Below are 17355 nucleotides of genomic sequence, written 5' to 3'. Positions count from 1 at the left end.
GCAAAGAAATAATATCCCCTCTTCATTCCCTTACCCTCCTGCCCTTTTACTCTCCTACCCCTACCCAATTGGGATTTTATTTATGCGCTGTTCCCTAATCTAGGGTTGTTAATCTTGCCCGAAATGGGAGAGATAGTTAGAGAGATGCTGAAAAAAGGGTTTGATCTTGTTGTAATCGTTGGGATCTAAGTAGGGTTGGGACGCTTCTGCGAGGGCATCAATCCCAGCCGTCATTGCATCTAAAGGAACGGCTAGTTCCAAATACAACGCTTCCATAAAATGCAGTCCCTGCTGACTGAGATAGTCGGGAATGTTGCCAGCGATCGCGTAGGAAATGGAGCGCAGAAAATGCTGAAAGTCTCGCCAGCAAGCTTCTGCCCGCATTTCTGGGTATAACCCTCCCCCGGGTTCCGTAATCCCTGGAAACTTTTGCAGAATAGAGGCTCTCGCTTGGTCAACAATGTCTGCTGCGTTGTCTCGTAACTGTTTGGCTGCGGGAATGTATTGTGCTTTCTTCGGAGCGGCGGTAGCAATGGCCTCAAGTTCTTCGTCTGAGAGCCAGTGATGGTTGTCATCCGCTGCCTGGAACAAAGCAATGGAATCTGCTGGATGGGCTGGGAACCAAGCCTGAAAGTTCATAATTTTGGCTTTCAGGATCAGTTCTTGGACGATCGGGCTTAGGGGTTCAGCCATATTCACCATTCCCATTAATCTCAAAGTTTAGGTCGGTTGCTAAAACGAAAATCGATCGAAGTCTTCTACGGTGGTGGAGCTGAGAGCGATTGAATGGCCCACTGTGCTCTCGCTCTGACGGCCAAGGTGGGGTCGTTGTGGGTGAGGCTGTGGAGATGCTCGAAAATCTGAGATGTGGGTTGCAGCGTGGCAAGGTGGTGGAGGGCTGTGGTGGCTGCGAAACGGACGACCCATTCTGGATCTTGGGTAACTTGTAAAAGGACGTCGATCGTTTTCTGAATCTCATCCTGTGCAGAGGCCAGACTGGGCCAATGGATAAACCCCAGGCCCCGAGCCGCCGCCCGACGAACACTCAGCGCAAAATCAGTTAGGGCAGCTTCCTGCAAGACAGTCAGTGCACGCGGATCACCGATCAGAGAAAGGGTTCGAATCGCCCAAGCCCGCGCACCGTAATTGTAATCATCCAACAAATTCAACAAGGGCTCCACGGCAGGTGAGCCAATTTTGACCAGACCCTCAATGGCGGCAAGGGCTGCTCCCGGATTATTGTAACCAAGGGCTTTAATCAAGTGGGGTACTGTTTCTGGGATGGCAGCATCCGCCAACTGTTGAACCGCATCCGCTAACTTGGATGCAGAATCGGCCTGTTCAATGTTGTGGAGTAACGTTAAAGCAAATGCAGAAGACATGCTACCCAATTCCAACTACAGCAAAGAATCCATCAACTCCAACACTTCTCCTACCTGGGGAGAAAGATCACCCAGATGCCCAGGGACAATCTGAGCTTCCAGGATGCCCTTGAGTGCAACTAACTTGAGACTATTTTCCGCTAAAGTTTGAGCAATGGGTTGGGCGGCTGGAAGAAATCCGATCGCACCAAGGTCAGACAGGACAGTCCGTCGGAGTTGCAAGTTATCACCCTTGAGGGCCTCAACTAAGAGAAAACCAAACCTCTCTTCCCCTGTCAACAGATAGAGTGCACGGGCTGCCGCATACTGTACTCGTTCCAGTGGATGGTCTAAAAACGGCAGAATATACGGTACTGTCTGGGTTTCCTGGAGTGCACCAAGGGCTTCAATTAACGCATCAAAGGGTTGTGAATTGGCCGTGGATGGATTCACTTGTCCATCTGCAAGCCCAGACTGTACTAATTTCAGCAGGGGGGGAATGGCCGTCTGATCTCGTAATAACTCTAACGAATTGGCCGCTGCCTCTCGGACATAAAAATCAGAACAATCTAACGCCTGAATCAAAGGTGCAACTGCCCGCTGATCTCCGAGTTTACCTAGGGCGCGTGCTGCATTGCGTCGCAGGGGAAACCCGCCTTCCGGTGTCTGGTCGTCCATATCTTCCAAGGCGAGAATGAGGAGGTCGATCGCCTCAGGATGGTTAACCTGAAACTTGCCAAACCACCAAGCGGCATAGAATCGGAGGCCCAAGTCATCGCCTTTGAGATTGGCCAACGCCTGTTCTAGTGTGAGGGGTTCAGCAAATTGGAAGTTGGAATCATGGAGCATAGGTATTTTAACGAGTACAGCAAAAACCCGAAGGCGTTGCCTCCGGGTAAGATGAATCAAGGGTTCAGGGTAAATTAGCTGAGAGCATTGATGGCGTAATCGATGTAGGAATTCGCTTCAACAGCGGCATCGCCAGAGAGACCATGGTTAGCCTTGATGTACTTGAGAGCTTCGACATACCAGCTAGGAGCGAGGTCAAAGGTCTTGTTAATTTCAGCGATACCCGCGACGAGGTAATCATCCATAGGACCTGTACCACCGACGACCAAGCAATAGGTGACCATACGGAGGTAGTAACCGATATCCCGGACACACTTCGCTTTACCAGTAGCGGTAGAAGCGAAATTATTACCAGACATGGTAGTGGTGTAAGGGAACTTCTGGTAGACAGCATTCGCAGCGCCTTCAGCGAGGGAGGCAGCCTTTTCGCTCAGCGCCTTAGCAGCAGCGAGACCAGAAGCCGCTTGGCGGTAGCGACCGAAAGCAACTTGCAGTTCAGTACTGCTGAGGAAACGACCTTGAGAATCAGCAGCTGCAACTGCTTCAGTGATAGGGGTCTTCATTAGTATCTCCCAGTGTTTACAAAAAGCCTTGAGTTGAAATTTTTTAGCGACAATCGAGGGTGAGATCAAGAGAACAGAAGCGCGTTCCCAAGGAAACCCTAGATGGTCAAGAACTAAGCAACAGCAGCAGCAGCCTTATCGAAGTAAGCAGCAACTTCAGCCATCAAAGCAGAGCAATCGCCTTGGGTAATACCATTGCGGTCGCCAGCGATCGCCAGAGCCGCATCCTTCATTTTACCGATACCGACAGCAACGGAAGCACCGGGAGTTCCGAGAGCGAGGTAAGTTTCGCGCAGACCATTGAGGCAACGGTCATCGAGAACAGAAGCATCACCCGCGAAGATCGCGTAGGTGACATAGCGCAGAACGATTTCCATATCGCGCAAGCAAGCAGCCATGCGACGGCTGGTGTAAGCATTCCCCCCCGGTGCGATTAATTGAGGCTGTTCAGCGAACAAAGAGCGAGCAGCATCCGCAACGATCGTCGAAGCATTACCCGTGATGCGGTTTACAACATCCATCCGCTTGCTGCCATCAGCAACCATAGCGCTCAGAGCATCCAGCTGAGCAGCGCTCAGGTACTCGCCCCGCGCATCGGCTTGGGAAACAACCTTTGCAAATGCGTCTAGCATTTTTGAAATCTCCTAAATTTACTTGGATGAGTAAATGTTTATTTTGCTTCAGAATGAGCTTTCGCTCAGTAAATGTCAGCCTGCTCGAGCAGCCTGGAAGGAATCAAGCCTGCGCGAATGAGTACACCATTTGGTCTCAACCCAGCGCCATCAGCGATATTGAAAGGAGCGATTTTCTCAGGGTCTCCGCAAACTCGGACAATTCTCAATCATGAGAAAGCCTTTGCCTTGGATGAGAACGTTCCGTTCAAGGTCAGAGCTTGAATCAGCTAGTCAACAATTGCTTGTTTCTGACCCCCTTCAGGATCTCTTTATACAACGCCATTGGAGCCACATTTGTTACAAGTTCTCAGAACTTGGCATTTCTTAACAGAAGTTCATTTTAGAGCATTAAAAAAACGGTGTCTTGAGCGACTAACGCCAGCGTGATTGTAGAACTTGTAGAGCCAACCAGTCAGTTCAAAGCATTAAATTCTCTTCAGTTCAAAGCATTAAATTCTCTGAAGGATAAAGTAAGAGCTGGATAAACGCCGCAGCGATCGCCCCAAAGCTAATCAATCGTCCCAAAACGAATTGTCTCAAAACTCATCGGCCTAATAGCCCCAATCCTACATTATTTCGCTTCCCCCTCCCCCCGGATCGAGATTGCCCTCCGCGCGATCGACCTTGGCGTGATCGCCCCCATAGAGGTTATCGGAGCGCTAAAAAGCGCCCTTCCCCCCAAGAGCGCAAGGAAGTGTTGTTAAGAAGCTCAGATTAGCAAAAAGACTCCGTAGAAGTTCTAGCGGAGTCTCAAAGCGCTTTCCAATTTTTTTTCAATAACGCCACAAAGGTGGGATAGCCCTCAGAGAAATTGGGAGAATCGGGCTGAGCGAATTCCGGACAATCTTTGTAATGTCGCCAAGGTTCAGAGGGATGGGTTCGCAGATGGAGTGCAATTTCGTCAGACCCCGGCAATCTCCAAATCATTTCCCCTGGTGGGTGTTGGTTTTCCATAGATGACCTTCAAGAAAGAATCAAACAGTGGCCTTAGCAGAGATCTAACTCCCTAGACCGCCAAGCAACGATTTCCATCTCCTAAGCATCCTCTAGCCAAGTGGTGGATGAAATTGTGTCCTATAGTAACCAATTTTTGTTAAAAACGACATTTGGTCACCCATTTATGGTAGAGCGAATTCAAAATAATCTAATTTCTAGACAAAAAACTTGAGGTCAAAAAAACGGCTGGCCATGGATAGCCAACCGTTTTCTCAAAACTATTGATGTCAGAGAGATATCAGATCATCTCAGAAAGACTAACCACCCCCATGCAGGGGTAGAGGATCTGAAGATCGAAATGAGTGCTTAGCTTATCGCCGAGGCACCCCATTAATAAAATCAACATTCAACGCTGAAACCACAGGTTGCCCAACAGGAGGCATCGAGAGGCTACGAGCCATATCCAAGAAGCCAGCAGGGTTTCCAGACTGGGACTTTTGGTCTTGGGGCGTAAAGCGCTTGACAGTAGACTGCCAAATAATTTGAGGGAAGCCGAGTTTCGCGCGATAGTACTCGTTGTAGCGAGGATTTTGAATATTGAAAGGCACCTCCGTCGCGCCAGAGGGCAAGGTACGCCGCCGCTGATAGGGGACGGTATTGTCACCAAAACTGGTCAGGTATTCTTCACTATCGAGTAACTCATTAATGAAGCCCGCCCGTCCTTTGGTAGCGACCACGATCGACCAGGCAATCTTTTCCTGTTCGTTGTAGGGAGCACGACCCAGGACTCGGTTGATGCAATGTTCAACGAAGCGATAATTGCTGTTGAGGTTGTAGAAGCTTTTCGTGAACGTATTCGACAAACACAGACCGCGAACGAACTCCCGGACAGTGATTTGGCCATTGCGCAGTTGGGACTCTAGGAAACGCTCCCGATCGACGGCAAAGGCGTGGAAGAAAATTTGACGGTAAGCTGCTTCAATGAGCGTATCCATATCGCTCGAAGACAGCAAATTATCGGTAGAAAACAGTCTGGGTTGGTCACTACTCCCAACCTCATAGCCAGCAACCCGCTGGTTTTGAGTCGTAGGAGCGTAGGACAGCAGGGGAAGAGCCACGCTAGAGCCTCCGTGATCTTAATCAAAGTTCATCAAGCTTTAAGGTACATCTTACGGGAACAGGGAAACGGAAATCTCAGATTCCTTGAGACAATTCATGAAACTTAACGACTTAACTCATCTGAGGATAGGATCTTTCTGTCACCGACCAGAACTGCACTTTCGGGTTTCTTGTGAAATCAGTGTGTTTTGATCAACGTCTTGATTTAGTCAACAATCGATAGTTGACCGTCTCGATCTCGTCTTCCTTTTGCAATCGCTTAAAAATCCAGCTAATCTAGCTAATCCAGTTAATCCAGCTAATCCAGTTAATTGCTGATGGCCAAGGTGGATTGGGAATAGCCCGGAGAGCCTCTCCAAAAGGCGATCGCATCGATCACTGCAGCCCCGCCGGGATAGTGCTTGAGTTGTGCTTCTGTTGTGCCAGGACAGGGCAATCCTAAGCCGAGGCACAGGTGATTTAAGACTTCAGCGAAGGCGCGATCGTGCCCAGGTAGACCGACTTTAGCATGGGCATATTCATGGGCCACCAATCCTAGCCAAAGGTGTGGCTCCACCCGTCCGACATCGATCAAAATCGTCATGGGTTGAGAGGAGAAATTGCAAAACGCATCCACGCCAAAGTAGGGACTGAGGGGAACCCCAAAAATTTGTAAGGCAGGCTGTTCATCTGGATTAAAGCAAGCGTGGCAGGCATAGAGATACTGTTGCAACTGGTGATTAACTTGTTGGATGTTAGCCTGGATCCAATCAAAAATGATTAATCGGTCAGGGTTTAATTCAAAGAAATTAACCATGCCGGGTACCAAAGCATACCCCTGCATTTCTTGAAGGTAGGGAAGCGTCAGCATGCGCTCAGACATCGATCGTAGGTCACCAAAGGACTGCTTGTAGGGATGCTAATTGTTGGAGTATGCATCCCTCAGGGATAGGGTTTTCTGTGGGATTGAGCGCCCTGTTCCTCCAGGATTTACCAGCCAAAGCAGGAGGGAATTACTTCTGGCTTCACTGCATCAGGGTTTGGATCAGGATCCCCCTCATTGATGCGAGTTTCAGTGCAAAACGTCGCCGTACTAAAGCCCCCAAAGCGCTTAACCGTGCTAGTGCGGACGCGGGTATTGTCATCTGCGAACCAGAACCGCTCGGAGGAACTCATCGTTTCATACTCAGTTAAAAGGGTCAACCCATTTTCCGCATCCATTTCATAATGTCCAACCACCGGCACAATTTCAGCATAGCCGCGTTCCCGGAGGAGTCGGCCTTGGCGTCCTGTGTCATCGTCTGGCACGAGTGCAAACACCGTTTCCCCTTCGTGTTGTTCGCCATCTTCGCGGTCCCATTGCATAGTGCCCTGCCAATTGACATAGGCTCCCCCGATCGCCAAATCAGGGTCAATGTCATGCATTTTACAAACATCAATAATACGGGGATGGTTGTGATCTAAGGCTTCCACCCGGATTTGGGAGCCTCCCCGCTCCGCGCGTTTAAAGGCAAGATGATGTGTTGTGCGCTGTGATCGCCATAGCCCAGCACTTTTCTGAAAAAACTCTAGTGCGTTCATCGCAGCCCTCAAAAAAATCTAAAAAAAATCAGCAGCTCAAAATACAGCTCAAACAGGATTGACCCCTGCGTCCATCATAGGATGAATTGCTTCTTAATAAATTACTGGATCCAAAGAACAGTAAGAATGGAGCATCAACTTTGTACAAATTTCAACAGATGTTGCAGTGACTATGTTGCAGCGACCATGTTGCAGTGACTATGTTGCAGTGACTATTCAAATTGGGTTTTCTGGTGTATAGGCCAGTGCCCTTCAAAGAAGCCGAGACAATCAGCAGTCATCACGGTTTGTCCAACACAAGCGGCTCAGTTCTGAGGTTGACAAGGCTTGCCCTGGGATTTGGTAACCAATGCTACGGAAGTGGATATAGTGGACATTTTGTCAATCACGTGTTACCATAATTTACAAATCACCAATTCATCGATTAAAACTGAATTAATGCAGTTCATTAGACCGACTAGTCAGTGCACCTGATTAAATTCTTCGGATTTCAACAGTGTTCTTGTCTAGGGTCTTCCCGGTCTCCAAACGGTTTGGTTTCTAGATATCAAAGTCTGTATTAGCCCAGCCAACCTTTGTGTGTGAGGAGTAAAGCTATGGATCTCCCTCTCGATCTCAGTCTCGAACAACAATTCAACCTGACGGTGTATCAAGATCAGGTAAAAGCACTTTCCCAAGAGCAAGCCCAGGAAGTGTTGTTAGAAGTGATGCGTCAACTGATGATTAAGGACAATGTCATCCGTCACTTGATCAAGCAAACAATCTAAGTTTCTGGTTCGCGCTCTATCTTTTTCTTCATAGACATTTTGATCGCTGTCCCAGGGCATGCCACAAAAGGCTCCCCTGCGACAGCGATTGTTATTTGAATCCAAACGGCACATCTCAAGACTGCTCAAATTGCGGTCACAAAATCAATAAGCAACTTTTCGACCGTTGGCACGCATGCCCGAATGGCGGCTGCTCTCTAGACCATGGCCAGAATGCAGCAATTAACATCACACACAGAGCGGTAGGTCATTCCGTTCTTAACGCTCAGGGAACATCCGAAGCAATAGCTGGAGTTATTGAGAAGCCCGCGCTCTATGCGTCAGCATGAGTGTCGGGAGTAGGTCACTGGAGTTTCATAGCGATATGTTTCTTTCTGTATTGGTTGTAACGGTTTGTTACTTTGTCTCTCATCCTGGGGACTAGCCTCGACCTTGCCGTCTATGGTTTTAATGGCTCCTCAAGGCTTGGGGAATCCATCCAAAAAGTGATGTTCTAGGAACGATTAGCAGATCAGCGTGTAACATCCTCTGCTGCAGGTCTTGTCATTGATATGGCCATACCTAGAACATTCCTAAAAACAATGATCTGAACGTCTCTATAAAAATCTAAGGAGAGCTCAATGCTTGACGCATTTTCCAGAGCCGTTATTACGGCTGATGCCAGCACTTCTTGTGTTTCTGACCTGTCTAGCCTGAAGTCTTATATTGCTTCTGGTAACCGTCGGTTGGATGCAGTGAATGCGATCGCATCGAATGCAAGCTGCATGGTGTCTGATGCGGTTGCTGGGATGATCTGCGAAAACCAAGGTCTGATCCAAGCTGGTGGAAACTGCTACCCTAACCGTCGCATGGCTGCTTGCTTGCGTGATGCTGAAATCATTCTGCGCTACGTCACCTATGCATTACTGGCTGGAGATGCCTCTGTATTGGATGATCGTTGCTTGAATGGTTTGAAGGAAACCTACGCTGCGTTGGGTGTCCCTACGACTTCGACGGTGCGTGCTGTGCAAATCATGAAGGCTCAAGCGGCTGCTCACATTGCTGATAACCCCAGCGAAGCTCGTGCTGGTGCTAGGTTGCGTAAGATGGGAACTCCCGTGGTTGAAGATCGTTGCGCTAGCTTGGTGGCTGAAGCCAGCAGCTACTTTGATCGCGTGATGGCTGCTCTCAGCTAGTTCCTGAAGGATTAGCAATCTCTTCGATTTTTCCCAGAAAGAGGGATTCTCGATCGCGTTTAATTGCAATGCACCAATGGTGGTTTCCAGGTCTTGTGATTTGACTGTCGCCAGTTTGGTGTTGCGATCGAATTGTTGTGACATTGCATTTTATTGCAATTGCGGAATTACCTCGTTCGTTGAAATCTACATCTAATCAAGTTAAGTCTGGAGATAATTAAGACATGAAATCAGTTGTGACAACGGTGATTGCATCGGCTGATGCAGCGGGTCGTTTTCCTAGCACTTCTGACCTGGAGTCTGTACAAGGTTCTATCCAGCGGGCTGCTGCCCGGTTGGAAGCGGCTGAGAAGCTAGCTAGCAACATTGATGCAGTGGCGAAGGAAGCCTATGAGGCTTGCATCAAGAAGTATCCTTACTTGAATAATGCTGGAGAAGCAAACTCCACCGATACATTCAAGGCTAAGTGCCACCGCGACATCAAGCACTACATGCGCCTGATCCAATACTGCCTAGTTGTGGGGGGTACGGGTCCTCTGGATGAGTGGGGGATTGCAGGTGGTCGTGAAGTGTATCGTGCACTGAATCTGCCGACGGCTCCCTACGTTGAAGCGCTGAGCTTTGCTCGGAACCGGGGTTGTGCCCCTCGCGATATGTCGCCTCAAGCGCTGACTGAGTACAATGCATTGCTAGATTACGTCATCAATTCTCTGTCCTAATTGGGGCAGTGTTGCAGTTGATTAGAATTTGCGGAAACTTGTGATTCAGCTCTAATTTATTGTTCGAATCTAATTTATTGTTCGAAGTCTTTGTAAGGCTCTTAGTGATTTCTGGGGATAGGGAGATCGATTGATTTTCCGGTTCTTTTAGAAGTCACTAAGATTTTTGTATTTTGTCCTGTGAGATCAGTCTGAGATCAATCTGAGATTGGATGAATGCGCTAGTGGTTGTATTAATCTAGATTAAGGTTGGGTTGCTCTCGTCCGATCGTTTGCTGGCGTTCCGGTTTCTGCCTGCTATGGATAAGCGTTTTTTAAATTTATTTAATCTGTCTGAAGAGGCTGCGATCGCGTTATTAGATACGCCGCCGGATCAGGTGAGTGAAGAGGATTCTCGCTATATTGCGGCGTCCCATTTGGTGAATTTTCCCAGTGATCGATCGATTGCGGCACTGATGCGTGCGATTCAGAATAGGGACGATCGGTTAGAGAATCGTATTGTCCGTCGCAAGTCGGTCGAGACTCTGGGAAAACTAAAAGCAAAACAAGCGTTGCCGATCATTCGTCAATGTCTAGATGCTGCTGATTGTTACACGGTTGAAAATGCAGTTTGGTCGATCGGTGAAATCGGGACGGATGACTGCGAGATTTTGGAAGCGATGGCGCAGTTGTTGGCTAAGCCGAATCAACTCTACCGGGTGATTATTCATACGTTGGCGAAGTTGAACTATGTTCCGGCACTGGATCGGATTCGTCCCTTTATGACGGCGGCGGATGAAACGGTGGCCAGTGCTGCGATCTCGGCGGTCTGCCGCTTTACGGGGGACTATGGGCCGATGGCTGCGGTGGTTGCGTTTCTGCAAAGTGGCAATGTCTATACGCGGCGGTTGGCGATTCAGGATTTAATTGATGCACGACACTATGGAGCGATTCCGGCGATCGCGCGCTGTCCGGTGTCGTTGGTGTTTCGGTTGCGTGGGATTCGGCTGCTGGCGGAGGCGGGGTGTCAGGATCTGGGCGATCGGCCTGCGGCGAGTCAACCGCTAAGTTTTGCGGAGATTCAACCCTATTTAGATCAAGTGCTGCGGGATCATCCCCAGGATTTGGAACTTGTCCATGCCTACGATCGCTTACCGACGTTGGAATTTGCGATTCGGGAGTTGTATGAAACGGATTTTGGGCGGTGTTATTTAGCGACGCAGACGCTGTTGGAGCATTATGCAGCGGAAGCGCCTGCGGCTTTGCAGAAAACCTATGCAGCGGAAGCGTATACGGACTATGGTGCCCACTACCATGTGGTGAAGCTGTGGGGCTGGCTGCGGGATGCTTCGGTTTATGACCTCTTAATTCAGGCTTTACATAACCGTGAACCGCAGTTCCAAAAGTCTCGGGCGGCGGCGGCGCTGGCATTGGCGGAACTGGGGGATGCCCGTGCGATTCCTGAGTTGAAGTTGTGTTTAGAAACGCCGATTTGGGATTTGAAATATGCAGCGTTGATGGCGCTGGAACAATTGGGCGATCGCGGTGCCCATGATCGGGCTGCCCATGATGCGGACTGGCTGGTGCGTGCGCGTGCGACCTGTGTGCCGTCATTGGTGGCGCGGGTGTAATGACAGTATTTTGTAACCTAATTTTTTAACCTGACAATCTTCGAGAAAAATGATGACGGCTAATCCTTTATTTGAACAACTGAAGCATCCGAATCCCCATTTGCGGAACCGGGCGATGGTAGAAATTGCGGAAACACGCAATGAAACGACGATCGCGGAGTTGATGGCGGTTTTGGATGAGGAGGATGTGGTCTATCGTCGGGCGGCGGTGAAGACGCTGGGGGTGATTGGGGCGGATGCGGTGCCCTGGCTGGTGGATGGGTTGCTGAATAGTCCGAATGTGACGGTGCGGGGCAGTTGTGCGAAGGCGTTGGCCCAGGTCGCAGTAAATTATCCGGATGAACCGTTCCCTGAACGGGGTTTGCAGGGCCTCAAAATCGCGATCGGGGATGCGAATCCGGTGGTGCACATTGCTTCGGTGATGGCGTTGGGTGAAATTGGGGTGCCAGCGTTTGATATTTTGGTGCATGCCCTGAAAACGACGGACAATATTGCGGTGCAGGTGGCGATCGTCAATGCGCTGGCGTCGATCGATGATGGGCGGGGGGTGGATATTCTGACGCAGTTTGCCCAGGATGAAGCGGTGGATACCTATGTGCGGGAGTCGGCGACGAGTTCTCTGGCGCGATTGGATTTAGTGCGCAAATACAAGCGATCGGATGCTTAATACCCAATTAACTGGTGATTGCAACCCATAGCGATCCCCCTAAATCCCCCTTATTAAGGGGGACTTTGAAAAAATTTGGCTGAATTTACCCTTTTTTAAGGCGGGGGTAGAAGAATCAGGTCTGTAGCATTGACACAGCAATTTCTCCAAAATGCCCAGTTTCAATCCCAATCGTCTTCTGGCTGTTGCATTCGGTTGGTAATTTGGGAAATGGCAAGTTTCAGAACAGTTTGCACCGCTGCTTCGGTTTCCTGTGGAAGGGCGGCTTCTAGGGGCTCTAGGGCTTGGTGGCGATCGGCGGCGGTATGAACCCCCATGCCAATTTTCATAAGGGCCAGAGCGGCGGATTTGCGGCTTTCCCAGGATTCGTGGTGCAGTAGGGTGACTAGGGGGGGAATGGCGGGCTGGTAGCTGAGGTTGCCGAGGGCGGAGGCGGCTTCGAAACGCACAATTTCTGACTCGTCATCCAAAGCGGCCAGCAAGACCTGAAAGGCTTTGTCTTCCTGGGGCTGCTCCTGGGCAACTTTGGCGATCGCGCCGACAATGGCATAGCGAATATCAATGGAATCGGAATCAATGTGGCGGTAAAGCAAATCTTTGGCCTCTGCGCCGATAAAGGCTAAGGCCCAAGCGGCATGACCTTTGGTGCTTTCTGGCAGATCGGGGGAGGCCAGAATATCGAGCAAGACGGGGACGGCGGCTTCTCCCATGCGGGCTAGGGCTCCGACGGATGATCCTTTGACGACGGTATCGTCATCGTGGAGCAAAGCATGGACTAAGGGGGGAATGGAGGTGGGATCGGCAATAATCGTCAAGGTTTTGGCGGCGGCACGGCGCACGACGACATTGCTGTGCTGGGCCAGGGCTTCGATCAAAAAGGGTGTGGCGGGTTCACCAATTTCGCCTAAACTTTCTGCAAACCCGAGCCGCACAACGCCCCTAGTGTCTCCGAGGCATTCCACCATGCGTTTTAACAGGTCGCGATCGGTGGTATCGAAGGTGTCGAGGGTGATTTGTTGCCGAACGACGTGCAGCAGTGCATCGCTTTCTGCTGGATCGATGACGGGAATGGTCTGGGTCATGGCTGAGATAGGGCGATAGGTTGGGTCTAGGCTGGCTCGGTGTACCCTAGGCGGTGAGGTTGGCTTGCTGTTGTCGGAGTTGGGCCAGGGTGGCGTCGATCTGGGCCAATTCCGGTTCTAGCTGGGCCATGACGGCAGCTTTCATCAATTTGGCTCGTTTGGCGGTTTCGATCGTGTCGTTTAATAACCGTTCCCGATATTGTTCTAATTCGGTAATGACTTCGGAAAGTTCTTCTGCGGTGGCTTGCAGGGTGGTGGTTTCTGATGCTTGAGTCATTGTGAAAAATTTCCGTGAATGTTTTCTAAAACTTGTCAAAGATGATGGTTCTCGATCGCAGCTACCAAGATTCTTTTGTTCAAGATTCTTCTTTTGCGGATGGGTGATTCACCGTAGCTGGCGGAAATTGCCTGTTTGGATCTTCTCAGATTTTAGTATCCCTTGGCTAGTCTGCTGCGATTGAAGAAGCGCAATCTTTTACGAGGAGGGGGCTGCTAATTCATGGGCAAAGCATTGTTGTTTTTCAAAGCGTAGTGGCCCGGATTCTGATCCCCACACCTGTTGATGGGTGTTGACATCTAAACCCCGATCGAGGCTGACCCAAGTGGTGGCGGTGACTTCGACTTCGCTAACCAGATAGGTTTGACAGCCGGTGCGTTCAATTAAACAGCGATTGCCGGGTTCGACTTGTCCCAGAAACCGATCGCCGTCACGCCGAAAGACCATGGAACAGTGATAGCGCCGCTCTAGGCAATCGGGGGTGATGGTATGCAGGATAGATAATTCGCGGGCGGCTCCGGCATAGCGAATGGAATCCTTGAGGCCGTAATTTTCAATGTAAATCTGATCGCCTTGGGGGATGACTCGATGGACGCCTTGGCGATAGGGGGTCCAGAGGTCGTGGTCGTAAACTTGTTCGGAATAAAATCCAATGCCTGAAAAAAAGTCGAAGGGGAGGGGCCGAAAGAAGATATGAATGTGGGCAAATTGCACTGGATTTTCTGCGGCCTGTTTTTGGTTGCTGAAATCTCCTGCCATCCACTGGGATAGGGTGATTAAATCCTGCATAGACTAAGGGGCTGATAGGTCTCGAATTTCGGAGGAAAAGGAGGCGGTGACAATGCCGGAGCCATCACTGGTTTTAATAAAGGAGACGCGACAACGGACGTTAGGATTGGCAAACCAAATTTTTTCTTCGGCGGCGGCGCGATCGTATTCGGTAAGTAATACAAAAGTGCCGTCTTCGGTCAGGTGATAGTGCCCGACGGCGGGAATGGTTTCTGCGTAGCCCTGCTCCCGCAATAGTTTGCCATGGTTGGCACGATCGGGGTCGGGTACGGGGATGAGAACGGTGCTGCCTTCTAGGGGATCTCCATCGTCATCCCAATCGGATTCGCCCTGCCAACTCATGCGAAAGGGTTGGGCGATCTGTGCTGGGTTAACGCTGTAGGCTTTACAGAGGTCAATGACGACTGGATCATCATTGGCTAATTTTTCAATCGAAATTTCCGATCGCACTGCCTCAAAATGAGCAAAAATCAAATGATGAGCGCTCCGTTGGGATTTCCAACGACCAATGGATTGCTCGACAAACTGGGTAATGTCCATTTAAATCGTTTCTTGCAAAGAATGTTTAGAAATTCTGTGGGTGTGAGGCAATGTAGCTGGAATTAAGATACCAAACGATCGGCCCCCAAATTGCGAGCTGTGGAGACGCGATTTACAAAACGACATCTTATACCAAATTGATTCATTAAATGCTACAGATCCGATCCCCCCTAGCCCCCTTAAAAAAGGGGGAATTTAGGCAAATCCTTTCAAATTCCCCCTTTTTAAGGGGGATTTAGGGGGATCGTTATGTGTTGCAATTACTAGTTGATTTGGTATTAGAACTGAATTTTACTGAATTTTAAGGTTTAAAGTTTTTGAGTTTTTCTATGAACATTGATGAAATTCAAACGGCTTTGCAACAAGAAGATTTTCAATATCGCCTCAAGGCAATTTCTGCCCTGAAAACCTATGACTCTGAGGTGGCAGTGCCGATTCTAGTGCGATCGGTGGAGGATCGAGAATTTCTGGTGCGCACGTTTGTGGCGATGGGTCTGGGCCAAAAAAATACGGCGGAATCGTTTGCGGCGCTGTTGAAAATGATGAAGGTGGATGATACACCAAGTGTGCGGGCGGAGGCGGCGAATTCTCTATCTTTATTTGGTCGGGTGGCGGTGTCTCACTTGGTACAGGCATTTGTCCAGGATGATCACTGGTTGGTGCGTCGCAGTATTTTGGGGGCGATCGCGGAGTTGGATTGTCCGGAGGATTTCTATGAGGTCTGTCTGCAAGGCTTGGCGGGGGAGGATGCGACGGTTTATGAATCGTCGATCGATGGTCTGGGCCTCTTAGCCCATACCCCCAAGCAAGCTGAAGCGCTGGATCAATTGCTAACGCTCGGGCGATCGGAGGATGTTCGCACAAGGCAACGGGTGGCCTATGCGTTGAAGCGCTTTGATGATTCCCAGGCGAAAAGGGCTCTCATCGAGTTACGCCAAGATCCCGATTATCGGGTGGTGGCGGCGGCTCTTGAGGAGTTGCTAGAGGTTTCTATGCCGGAGTCGCATTAAATCGATTTAAGGTGATGATTGCGATGGCAAGTGCAAACTATTGCGGGTGGTGGTTCGGGTGTAAGCGTTCCAGACGTCTAATTCGCGACTCGATCGGCTGAGCAATTGCGATCGGGCTTGCTCCGATAGGTTTTGCACTTGGGAAAAGTCTGCTCCGGCGATGCTTTGCAGGTTTTCGAGTTCGACTTCGCCGAGGTCGGCCCCTCGACAGTCACAGTCTTGGAGGTCGGCTCCATTGAGTCGTGCGCCGCGCAGGTAAGCTCCGGTCAAAAAGGCGCGGCGCAGGTCGGCTCCACTGAGGCGGGCGTTGTGTAAGTTGGCTCCGGTGAAGTCGGTGCCGCTGAGATAGGCACCGAGGAAATTGGCTCCGCTTAGATCGAGTCCTCGCAGGTTGGCGGTGTTGAGAAAGGCTCCGTTCAGTTGGGCGTGGGGGCCGATCGCGCCGCTGGTTTTGTAGGCAAAGCCTTCGGGCCACTGGGTGTGGGCACTGTAGCGGGCTCCTTTTAAGTTGGCTCCGGCTAAATTGGCTTCGCGTAGGTCGGTATCCCGGAGATCAGCTCGGCTGAGGCAAGCGTTCTGGAGATTGGCGCTTTGTAAGTTGGCGGCTGAAAAGTTGCTGCCGCGCAGGTCGGCTCCTTGAAGATTAACGGCTTGTAAATGGGTGTGACCTAGGTTGCTACCTAGCATGCGGATGCCGCTCCAGTTCTGGTTGGCAAAGTCTTTTTCCGCTAGGTTCAGGTATGAAAAGTCTTGACGATCGAAGGATTCCCCCGATCGGAGTTGTTTCCAAATGTCTGAAGAGGGTGTTAATAAAACCATGGTGCTGATCGTGGGGATGCTGTTGGGATGATTGTTGGGATGATTGTGTTGATGGAGGAATTCTTTTTTGTTATTTTACGGTGCGATTGGGTTTTGAATAAGCTGGATGAGAAAATCTAAATACGTGAAATTTGACAGGGATGTTTAATCGATGAGTTTTATACCTCCGATGACGTTGATGGCGTTTTTTCGAAAGAGTGAAGGGATGTGGTTTACGAATCGTGCGGTGCATCATTTCGATCGTGGGGCGGATGAATCGGGGGAATCGAATTTGCATATTCAGGTGCTGGATGCGAGTGATGCTCGGGTTCAAAAAATTTGTTTAGCCCAGGGGATTGATCCGAGTTGTGCGATGGGGGGGGCGAGTTTTGCATGGCAGCAAAATCTGGATGATGAGGCTCCGAATCCCAACTATGCTGCGATTTTGGTGGATGTTCCTGATGATGCGACGGGCAGATCGGGGCGCATTTTACGCAATGAAGGATATGTGGAAAAAATCCCGGTAATTAGCCGCTATTGGTTTGGGCAGGATGGGCTGTTGACGATCGAAACTGAGTACGAAAATAATCAGGGCCAAGAGCGGTGCTGGTTTATTACGGATGATTTTCGGGTACGGGTCAGCACGGTGCGGATGATGGGTGGGATTAACCTGATAGCCTATTGCTCAGAACGGCGATGTGTGGCTCCTAGCCAGTTGCAGGAACTCATTGCGCAGCATCCCCAGAGCACGTCCCCTCAGTGATGGTAGAGTCATGGCAGAGTCATGGCAGAGTCATGGCTGTCCTCTAACAATACTGTCAGCGATAGCATCATCGCCTATAGCATAGATAGTGTTGAT

The 17355-nt window shown here is 50.0% G+C and carries 22 protein-coding genes; 8 read left to right on the top strand and 14 right to left on the bottom strand.

All coding sequences use genetic code 11. The features are described from left to right. Window positions 1-108: 108 nt before the first annotated feature. The 9 genes from ACN4EG_RS14525 to ACN4EG_RS14485 form a co-directional block, all read right to left on the bottom strand. Window positions 109-693, bottom strand: a complete 585-nt coding sequence (locus ACN4EG_RS14525; protein ID WP_431630452.1) for a globin family protein — start codon at window positions 691-693, stop codon at window positions 109-111. Between the two features lie 65 nt (window positions 694-758). Then, window positions 759-1382: a HEAT repeat domain-containing protein gene (locus ACN4EG_RS14520; protein WP_431630449.1), complete on the bottom strand. Its 624-nt coding sequence runs from the start codon at window positions 1380-1382 to the stop codon at window positions 759-761. A gap of 15 nt (window positions 1383-1397) precedes the next feature. After that, window positions 1398-2210, bottom strand: a complete 813-nt coding sequence (locus ACN4EG_RS14515) for a HEAT repeat domain-containing protein (protein WP_431630447.1) — start codon at window positions 2208-2210, stop codon at window positions 1398-1400. A gap of 74 nt (window positions 2211-2284) precedes the next feature. Next, window positions 2285-2773 (bottom strand): phycocyanin subunit alpha, encoded by a 489-nt coding sequence (gene cpcA, locus ACN4EG_RS14510; RefSeq protein WP_431630444.1) that lies wholly within the window; start codon window positions 2771-2773, stop codon window positions 2285-2287. A 113-nt stretch (window positions 2774-2886) separates the two neighbouring features. Continuing rightward, window positions 2887-3405: a phycocyanin subunit beta gene (locus ACN4EG_RS14505; RefSeq protein WP_431630441.1), complete on the bottom strand. Its 519-nt coding sequence runs from the start codon at window positions 3403-3405 to the stop codon at window positions 2887-2889. Between the two features lie 792 nt (window positions 3406-4197). Beyond that, window positions 4198-4401, bottom strand: a complete 204-nt coding sequence (locus ACN4EG_RS14500) for a hypothetical protein (RefSeq protein WP_431630440.1) — start codon at window positions 4399-4401, stop codon at window positions 4198-4200. A gap of 353 nt (window positions 4402-4754) precedes the next feature. Further along, window positions 4755-5501: a phycobilisome rod-core linker polypeptide gene (locus ACN4EG_RS14495; RefSeq protein WP_431630438.1), complete on the bottom strand. Its 747-nt coding sequence runs from the start codon at window positions 5499-5501 to the stop codon at window positions 4755-4757. A 308-nt stretch (window positions 5502-5809) separates the two neighbouring features. After that, window positions 5810-6364 (bottom strand): hypothetical protein, encoded by a 555-nt coding sequence (locus ACN4EG_RS14490; RefSeq protein ID WP_431630436.1) that lies wholly within the window; start codon window positions 6362-6364, stop codon window positions 5810-5812. 107 nt (window positions 6365-6471) lie between these two features. Continuing rightward, window positions 6472-7062 (bottom strand): phycobiliprotein lyase, encoded by a 591-nt coding sequence (locus ACN4EG_RS14485; RefSeq protein ID WP_431630435.1) that lies wholly within the window; start codon window positions 7060-7062, stop codon window positions 6472-6474. A 596-nt stretch (window positions 7063-7658) separates the two neighbouring features. On the opposite strand from ACN4EG_RS14485, the gene ACN4EG_RS14480 reads away from it, so the two are divergent. The 6 genes from ACN4EG_RS14480 (at window position 7659) to ACN4EG_RS14455 (ending at window position 12000) form a co-directional block, all read left to right on the top strand. Then, window positions 7659-7829, top strand: a complete 171-nt coding sequence (locus ACN4EG_RS14480; protein WP_190573936.1) for an NblA/ycf18 family protein — start codon at window positions 7659-7661, stop codon at window positions 7827-7829. Window positions 7830-7924: 95 nt separating this feature from the next. After that, complete coding sequence (locus tag ACN4EG_RS14475) at window positions 7925-8158, top strand: zinc ribbon domain-containing protein (RefSeq protein WP_431630434.1); 234 nt, start codon at window positions 7925-7927, stop codon at window positions 8156-8158. Window positions 8159-8449: 291 nt separating this feature from the next. Continuing rightward, a complete protein-coding gene (gene cpeB / locus ACN4EG_RS14470) occupies window positions 8450-9004 on the top strand; it encodes a C-phycoerythrin subunit beta (RefSeq protein ID WP_431630432.1) in 555 nt (184 codons plus the stop codon). A 224-nt stretch (window positions 9005-9228) separates the two neighbouring features. Then, a complete protein-coding gene (locus ACN4EG_RS14465; RefSeq protein ID WP_431630431.1) occupies window positions 9229-9723 on the top strand; it encodes a globin family protein in 495 nt (164 codons plus the stop codon). Between the two features lie 299 nt (window positions 9724-10022). Continuing rightward, complete coding sequence (locus tag ACN4EG_RS14460) at window positions 10023-11333, top strand: HEAT repeat domain-containing protein (protein WP_431630429.1); 1311 nt, start codon at window positions 10023-10025, stop codon at window positions 11331-11333. Between the two features lie 52 nt (window positions 11334-11385). After that, entirely contained in the window at window positions 11386-12000 is a 615-nt protein-coding gene (locus tag ACN4EG_RS14455) for a HEAT repeat domain-containing protein (protein ID WP_431630427.1), read from the top strand. 161 nt (window positions 12001-12161) lie between these two features. Here the strand turns inward: ACN4EG_RS14455 and ACN4EG_RS14450 are convergent, their stop codons facing one another. From ACN4EG_RS14450 to ACN4EG_RS14435, 4 genes are all read right to left on the bottom strand, one after another. After that, window positions 12162-13082, bottom strand: a complete 921-nt coding sequence (locus ACN4EG_RS14450; protein WP_431630425.1) for a HEAT repeat domain-containing protein — start codon at window positions 13080-13082, stop codon at window positions 12162-12164. Between the two features lie 46 nt (window positions 13083-13128). After that, window positions 13129-13359 (bottom strand): hypothetical protein, encoded by a 231-nt coding sequence (locus ACN4EG_RS14445; RefSeq protein ID WP_431630423.1) that lies wholly within the window; start codon window positions 13357-13359, stop codon window positions 13129-13131. A gap of 198 nt (window positions 13360-13557) precedes the next feature. Beyond that, a complete protein-coding gene (locus tag ACN4EG_RS14440; protein WP_431630421.1) occupies window positions 13558-14148 on the bottom strand; it encodes a chromophore lyase CpcT/CpeT in 591 nt (196 codons plus the stop codon). A 3-nt stretch (window positions 14149-14151) separates the two neighbouring features. Continuing rightward, entirely contained in the window at window positions 14152-14688 is a 537-nt protein-coding gene (locus tag ACN4EG_RS14435) for a phycobiliprotein lyase (protein ID WP_431630419.1), read from the bottom strand. A gap of 329 nt (window positions 14689-15017) precedes the next feature. On the opposite strand from ACN4EG_RS14435, the gene ACN4EG_RS14430 reads away from it, so the two are divergent. Continuing rightward, complete coding sequence (locus ACN4EG_RS14430) at window positions 15018-15698, top strand: HEAT repeat domain-containing protein (protein ID WP_431630417.1); 681 nt, start codon at window positions 15018-15020, stop codon at window positions 15696-15698. A 6-nt stretch (window positions 15699-15704) separates the two neighbouring features. Here ACN4EG_RS14430 and ACN4EG_RS14425 read toward each other — a convergent pair whose 3' ends face one another. Beyond that, window positions 15705-16517, bottom strand: a complete 813-nt coding sequence (locus tag ACN4EG_RS14425; RefSeq protein ID WP_431630415.1) for a pentapeptide repeat-containing protein — start codon at window positions 16515-16517, stop codon at window positions 15705-15707. A gap of 151 nt (window positions 16518-16668) precedes the next feature. On the opposite strand from ACN4EG_RS14425, the gene ACN4EG_RS14420 reads away from it, so the two are divergent. After that, entirely contained in the window at window positions 16669-17259 is a 591-nt protein-coding gene (locus tag ACN4EG_RS14420; protein WP_431630413.1) for a phycobiliprotein lyase, read from the top strand. Window positions 17260-17355: the final 96 nt, after the last annotated feature.

Source organism: Alkalinema pantanalense CENA528, assembly GCF_050753345.1.
GTDB classification, from domain to species: Bacteria; Cyanobacteriota; Cyanobacteriia; order Leptolyngbyales; family Leptolyngbyaceae; genus Alkalinema; species Alkalinema pantanalense.
Note: the sequence above shows the minus strand (reverse complement) of the source record. Positions and strands in the feature narration are given on the sequence as shown.

What these genes read in the sequence shown, in the direction of transcription:
- ACN4EG_RS14455 (WP_431630427.1), top strand. Translation starts at nt 11,386, where the DNA reads ATGACGGCTAATCCTTTATTTGAACAACTGAAGCATCCGAATCCCCAT.
- ACN4EG_RS14430 (WP_431630417.1), top strand. Translation starts at nt 15,018, where the DNA reads ATGAACATTGATGAAATTCAAACGGCTTTGCAACAAGAAGATTTTCAA.
- ACN4EG_RS14485 (WP_431630435.1), bottom strand. Translation starts at nt 7,062, where the DNA reads ATGAACGCACTAGAGTTTTTTCAGAAAAGTGCTGGGCTATGGCGATCA.
- ACN4EG_RS14490 (WP_431630436.1), bottom strand. Translation starts at nt 6,364, where the DNA reads ATGTCTGAGCGCATGCTGACGCTTCCCTACCTTCAAGAAATGCAGGGG.
- ACN4EG_RS14420 (WP_431630413.1), top strand. Translation starts at nt 16,669, where the DNA reads ATGAGTTTTATACCTCCGATGACGTTGATGGCGTTTTTTCGAAAGAGT.
- ACN4EG_RS14460 (WP_431630429.1), top strand. Translation starts at nt 10,023, where the DNA reads ATGGATAAGCGTTTTTTAAATTTATTTAATCTGTCTGAAGAGGCTGCG.
- cpcA (WP_431630444.1), bottom strand. Translation starts at nt 2,773, where the DNA reads ATGAAGACCCCTATCACTGAAGCAGTTGCAGCTGCTGATTCTCAAGGT.
- ACN4EG_RS14505 (WP_431630441.1), bottom strand. Translation starts at nt 3,405, where the DNA reads ATGCTAGACGCATTTGCAAAGGTTGTTTCCCAAGCCGATGCGCGGGGC.
- ACN4EG_RS14440 (WP_431630421.1), bottom strand. Translation starts at nt 14,148, where the DNA reads ATGCAGGATTTAATCACCCTATCCCAGTGGATGGCAGGAGATTTCAGC.
- cpeB (WP_431630432.1), top strand. Translation starts at nt 8,450, where the DNA reads ATGCTTGACGCATTTTCCAGAGCCGTTATTACGGCTGATGCCAGCACT.
- ACN4EG_RS14515 (WP_431630447.1), bottom strand. Translation starts at nt 2,210, where the DNA reads ATGCTCCATGATTCCAACTTCCAATTTGCTGAACCCCTCACACTAGAA.
- ACN4EG_RS14450 (WP_431630425.1), bottom strand. Translation starts at nt 13,082, where the DNA reads ATGACCCAGACCATTCCCGTCATCGATCCAGCAGAAAGCGATGCACTG.
- ACN4EG_RS14520 (WP_431630449.1), bottom strand. Translation starts at nt 1,382, where the DNA reads ATGTCTTCTGCATTTGCTTTAACGTTACTCCACAACATTGAACAGGCC.
- ACN4EG_RS14525 (WP_431630452.1), bottom strand. Translation starts at nt 693, where the DNA reads ATGGCTGAACCCCTAAGCCCGATCGTCCAAGAACTGATCCTGAAAGCC.
- ACN4EG_RS14500 (WP_431630440.1), bottom strand. Translation starts at nt 4,401, where the DNA reads ATGGAAAACCAACACCCACCAGGGGAAATGATTTGGAGATTGCCGGGG.
- ACN4EG_RS14435 (WP_431630419.1), bottom strand. Translation starts at nt 14,688, where the DNA reads ATGGACATTACCCAGTTTGTCGAGCAATCCATTGGTCGTTGGAAATCC.
- ACN4EG_RS14445 (WP_431630423.1), bottom strand. Translation starts at nt 13,359, where the DNA reads ATGACTCAAGCATCAGAAACCACCACCCTGCAAGCCACCGCAGAAGAA.
- ACN4EG_RS14425 (WP_431630415.1), bottom strand. Translation starts at nt 16,517, where the DNA reads ATGGTTTTATTAACACCCTCTTCAGACATTTGGAAACAACTCCGATCG.
- ACN4EG_RS14480 (WP_190573936.1), top strand. Translation starts at nt 7,659, where the DNA reads ATGGATCTCCCTCTCGATCTCAGTCTCGAACAACAATTCAACCTGACG.
- ACN4EG_RS14465 (WP_431630431.1), top strand. Translation starts at nt 9,229, where the DNA reads ATGAAATCAGTTGTGACAACGGTGATTGCATCGGCTGATGCAGCGGGT.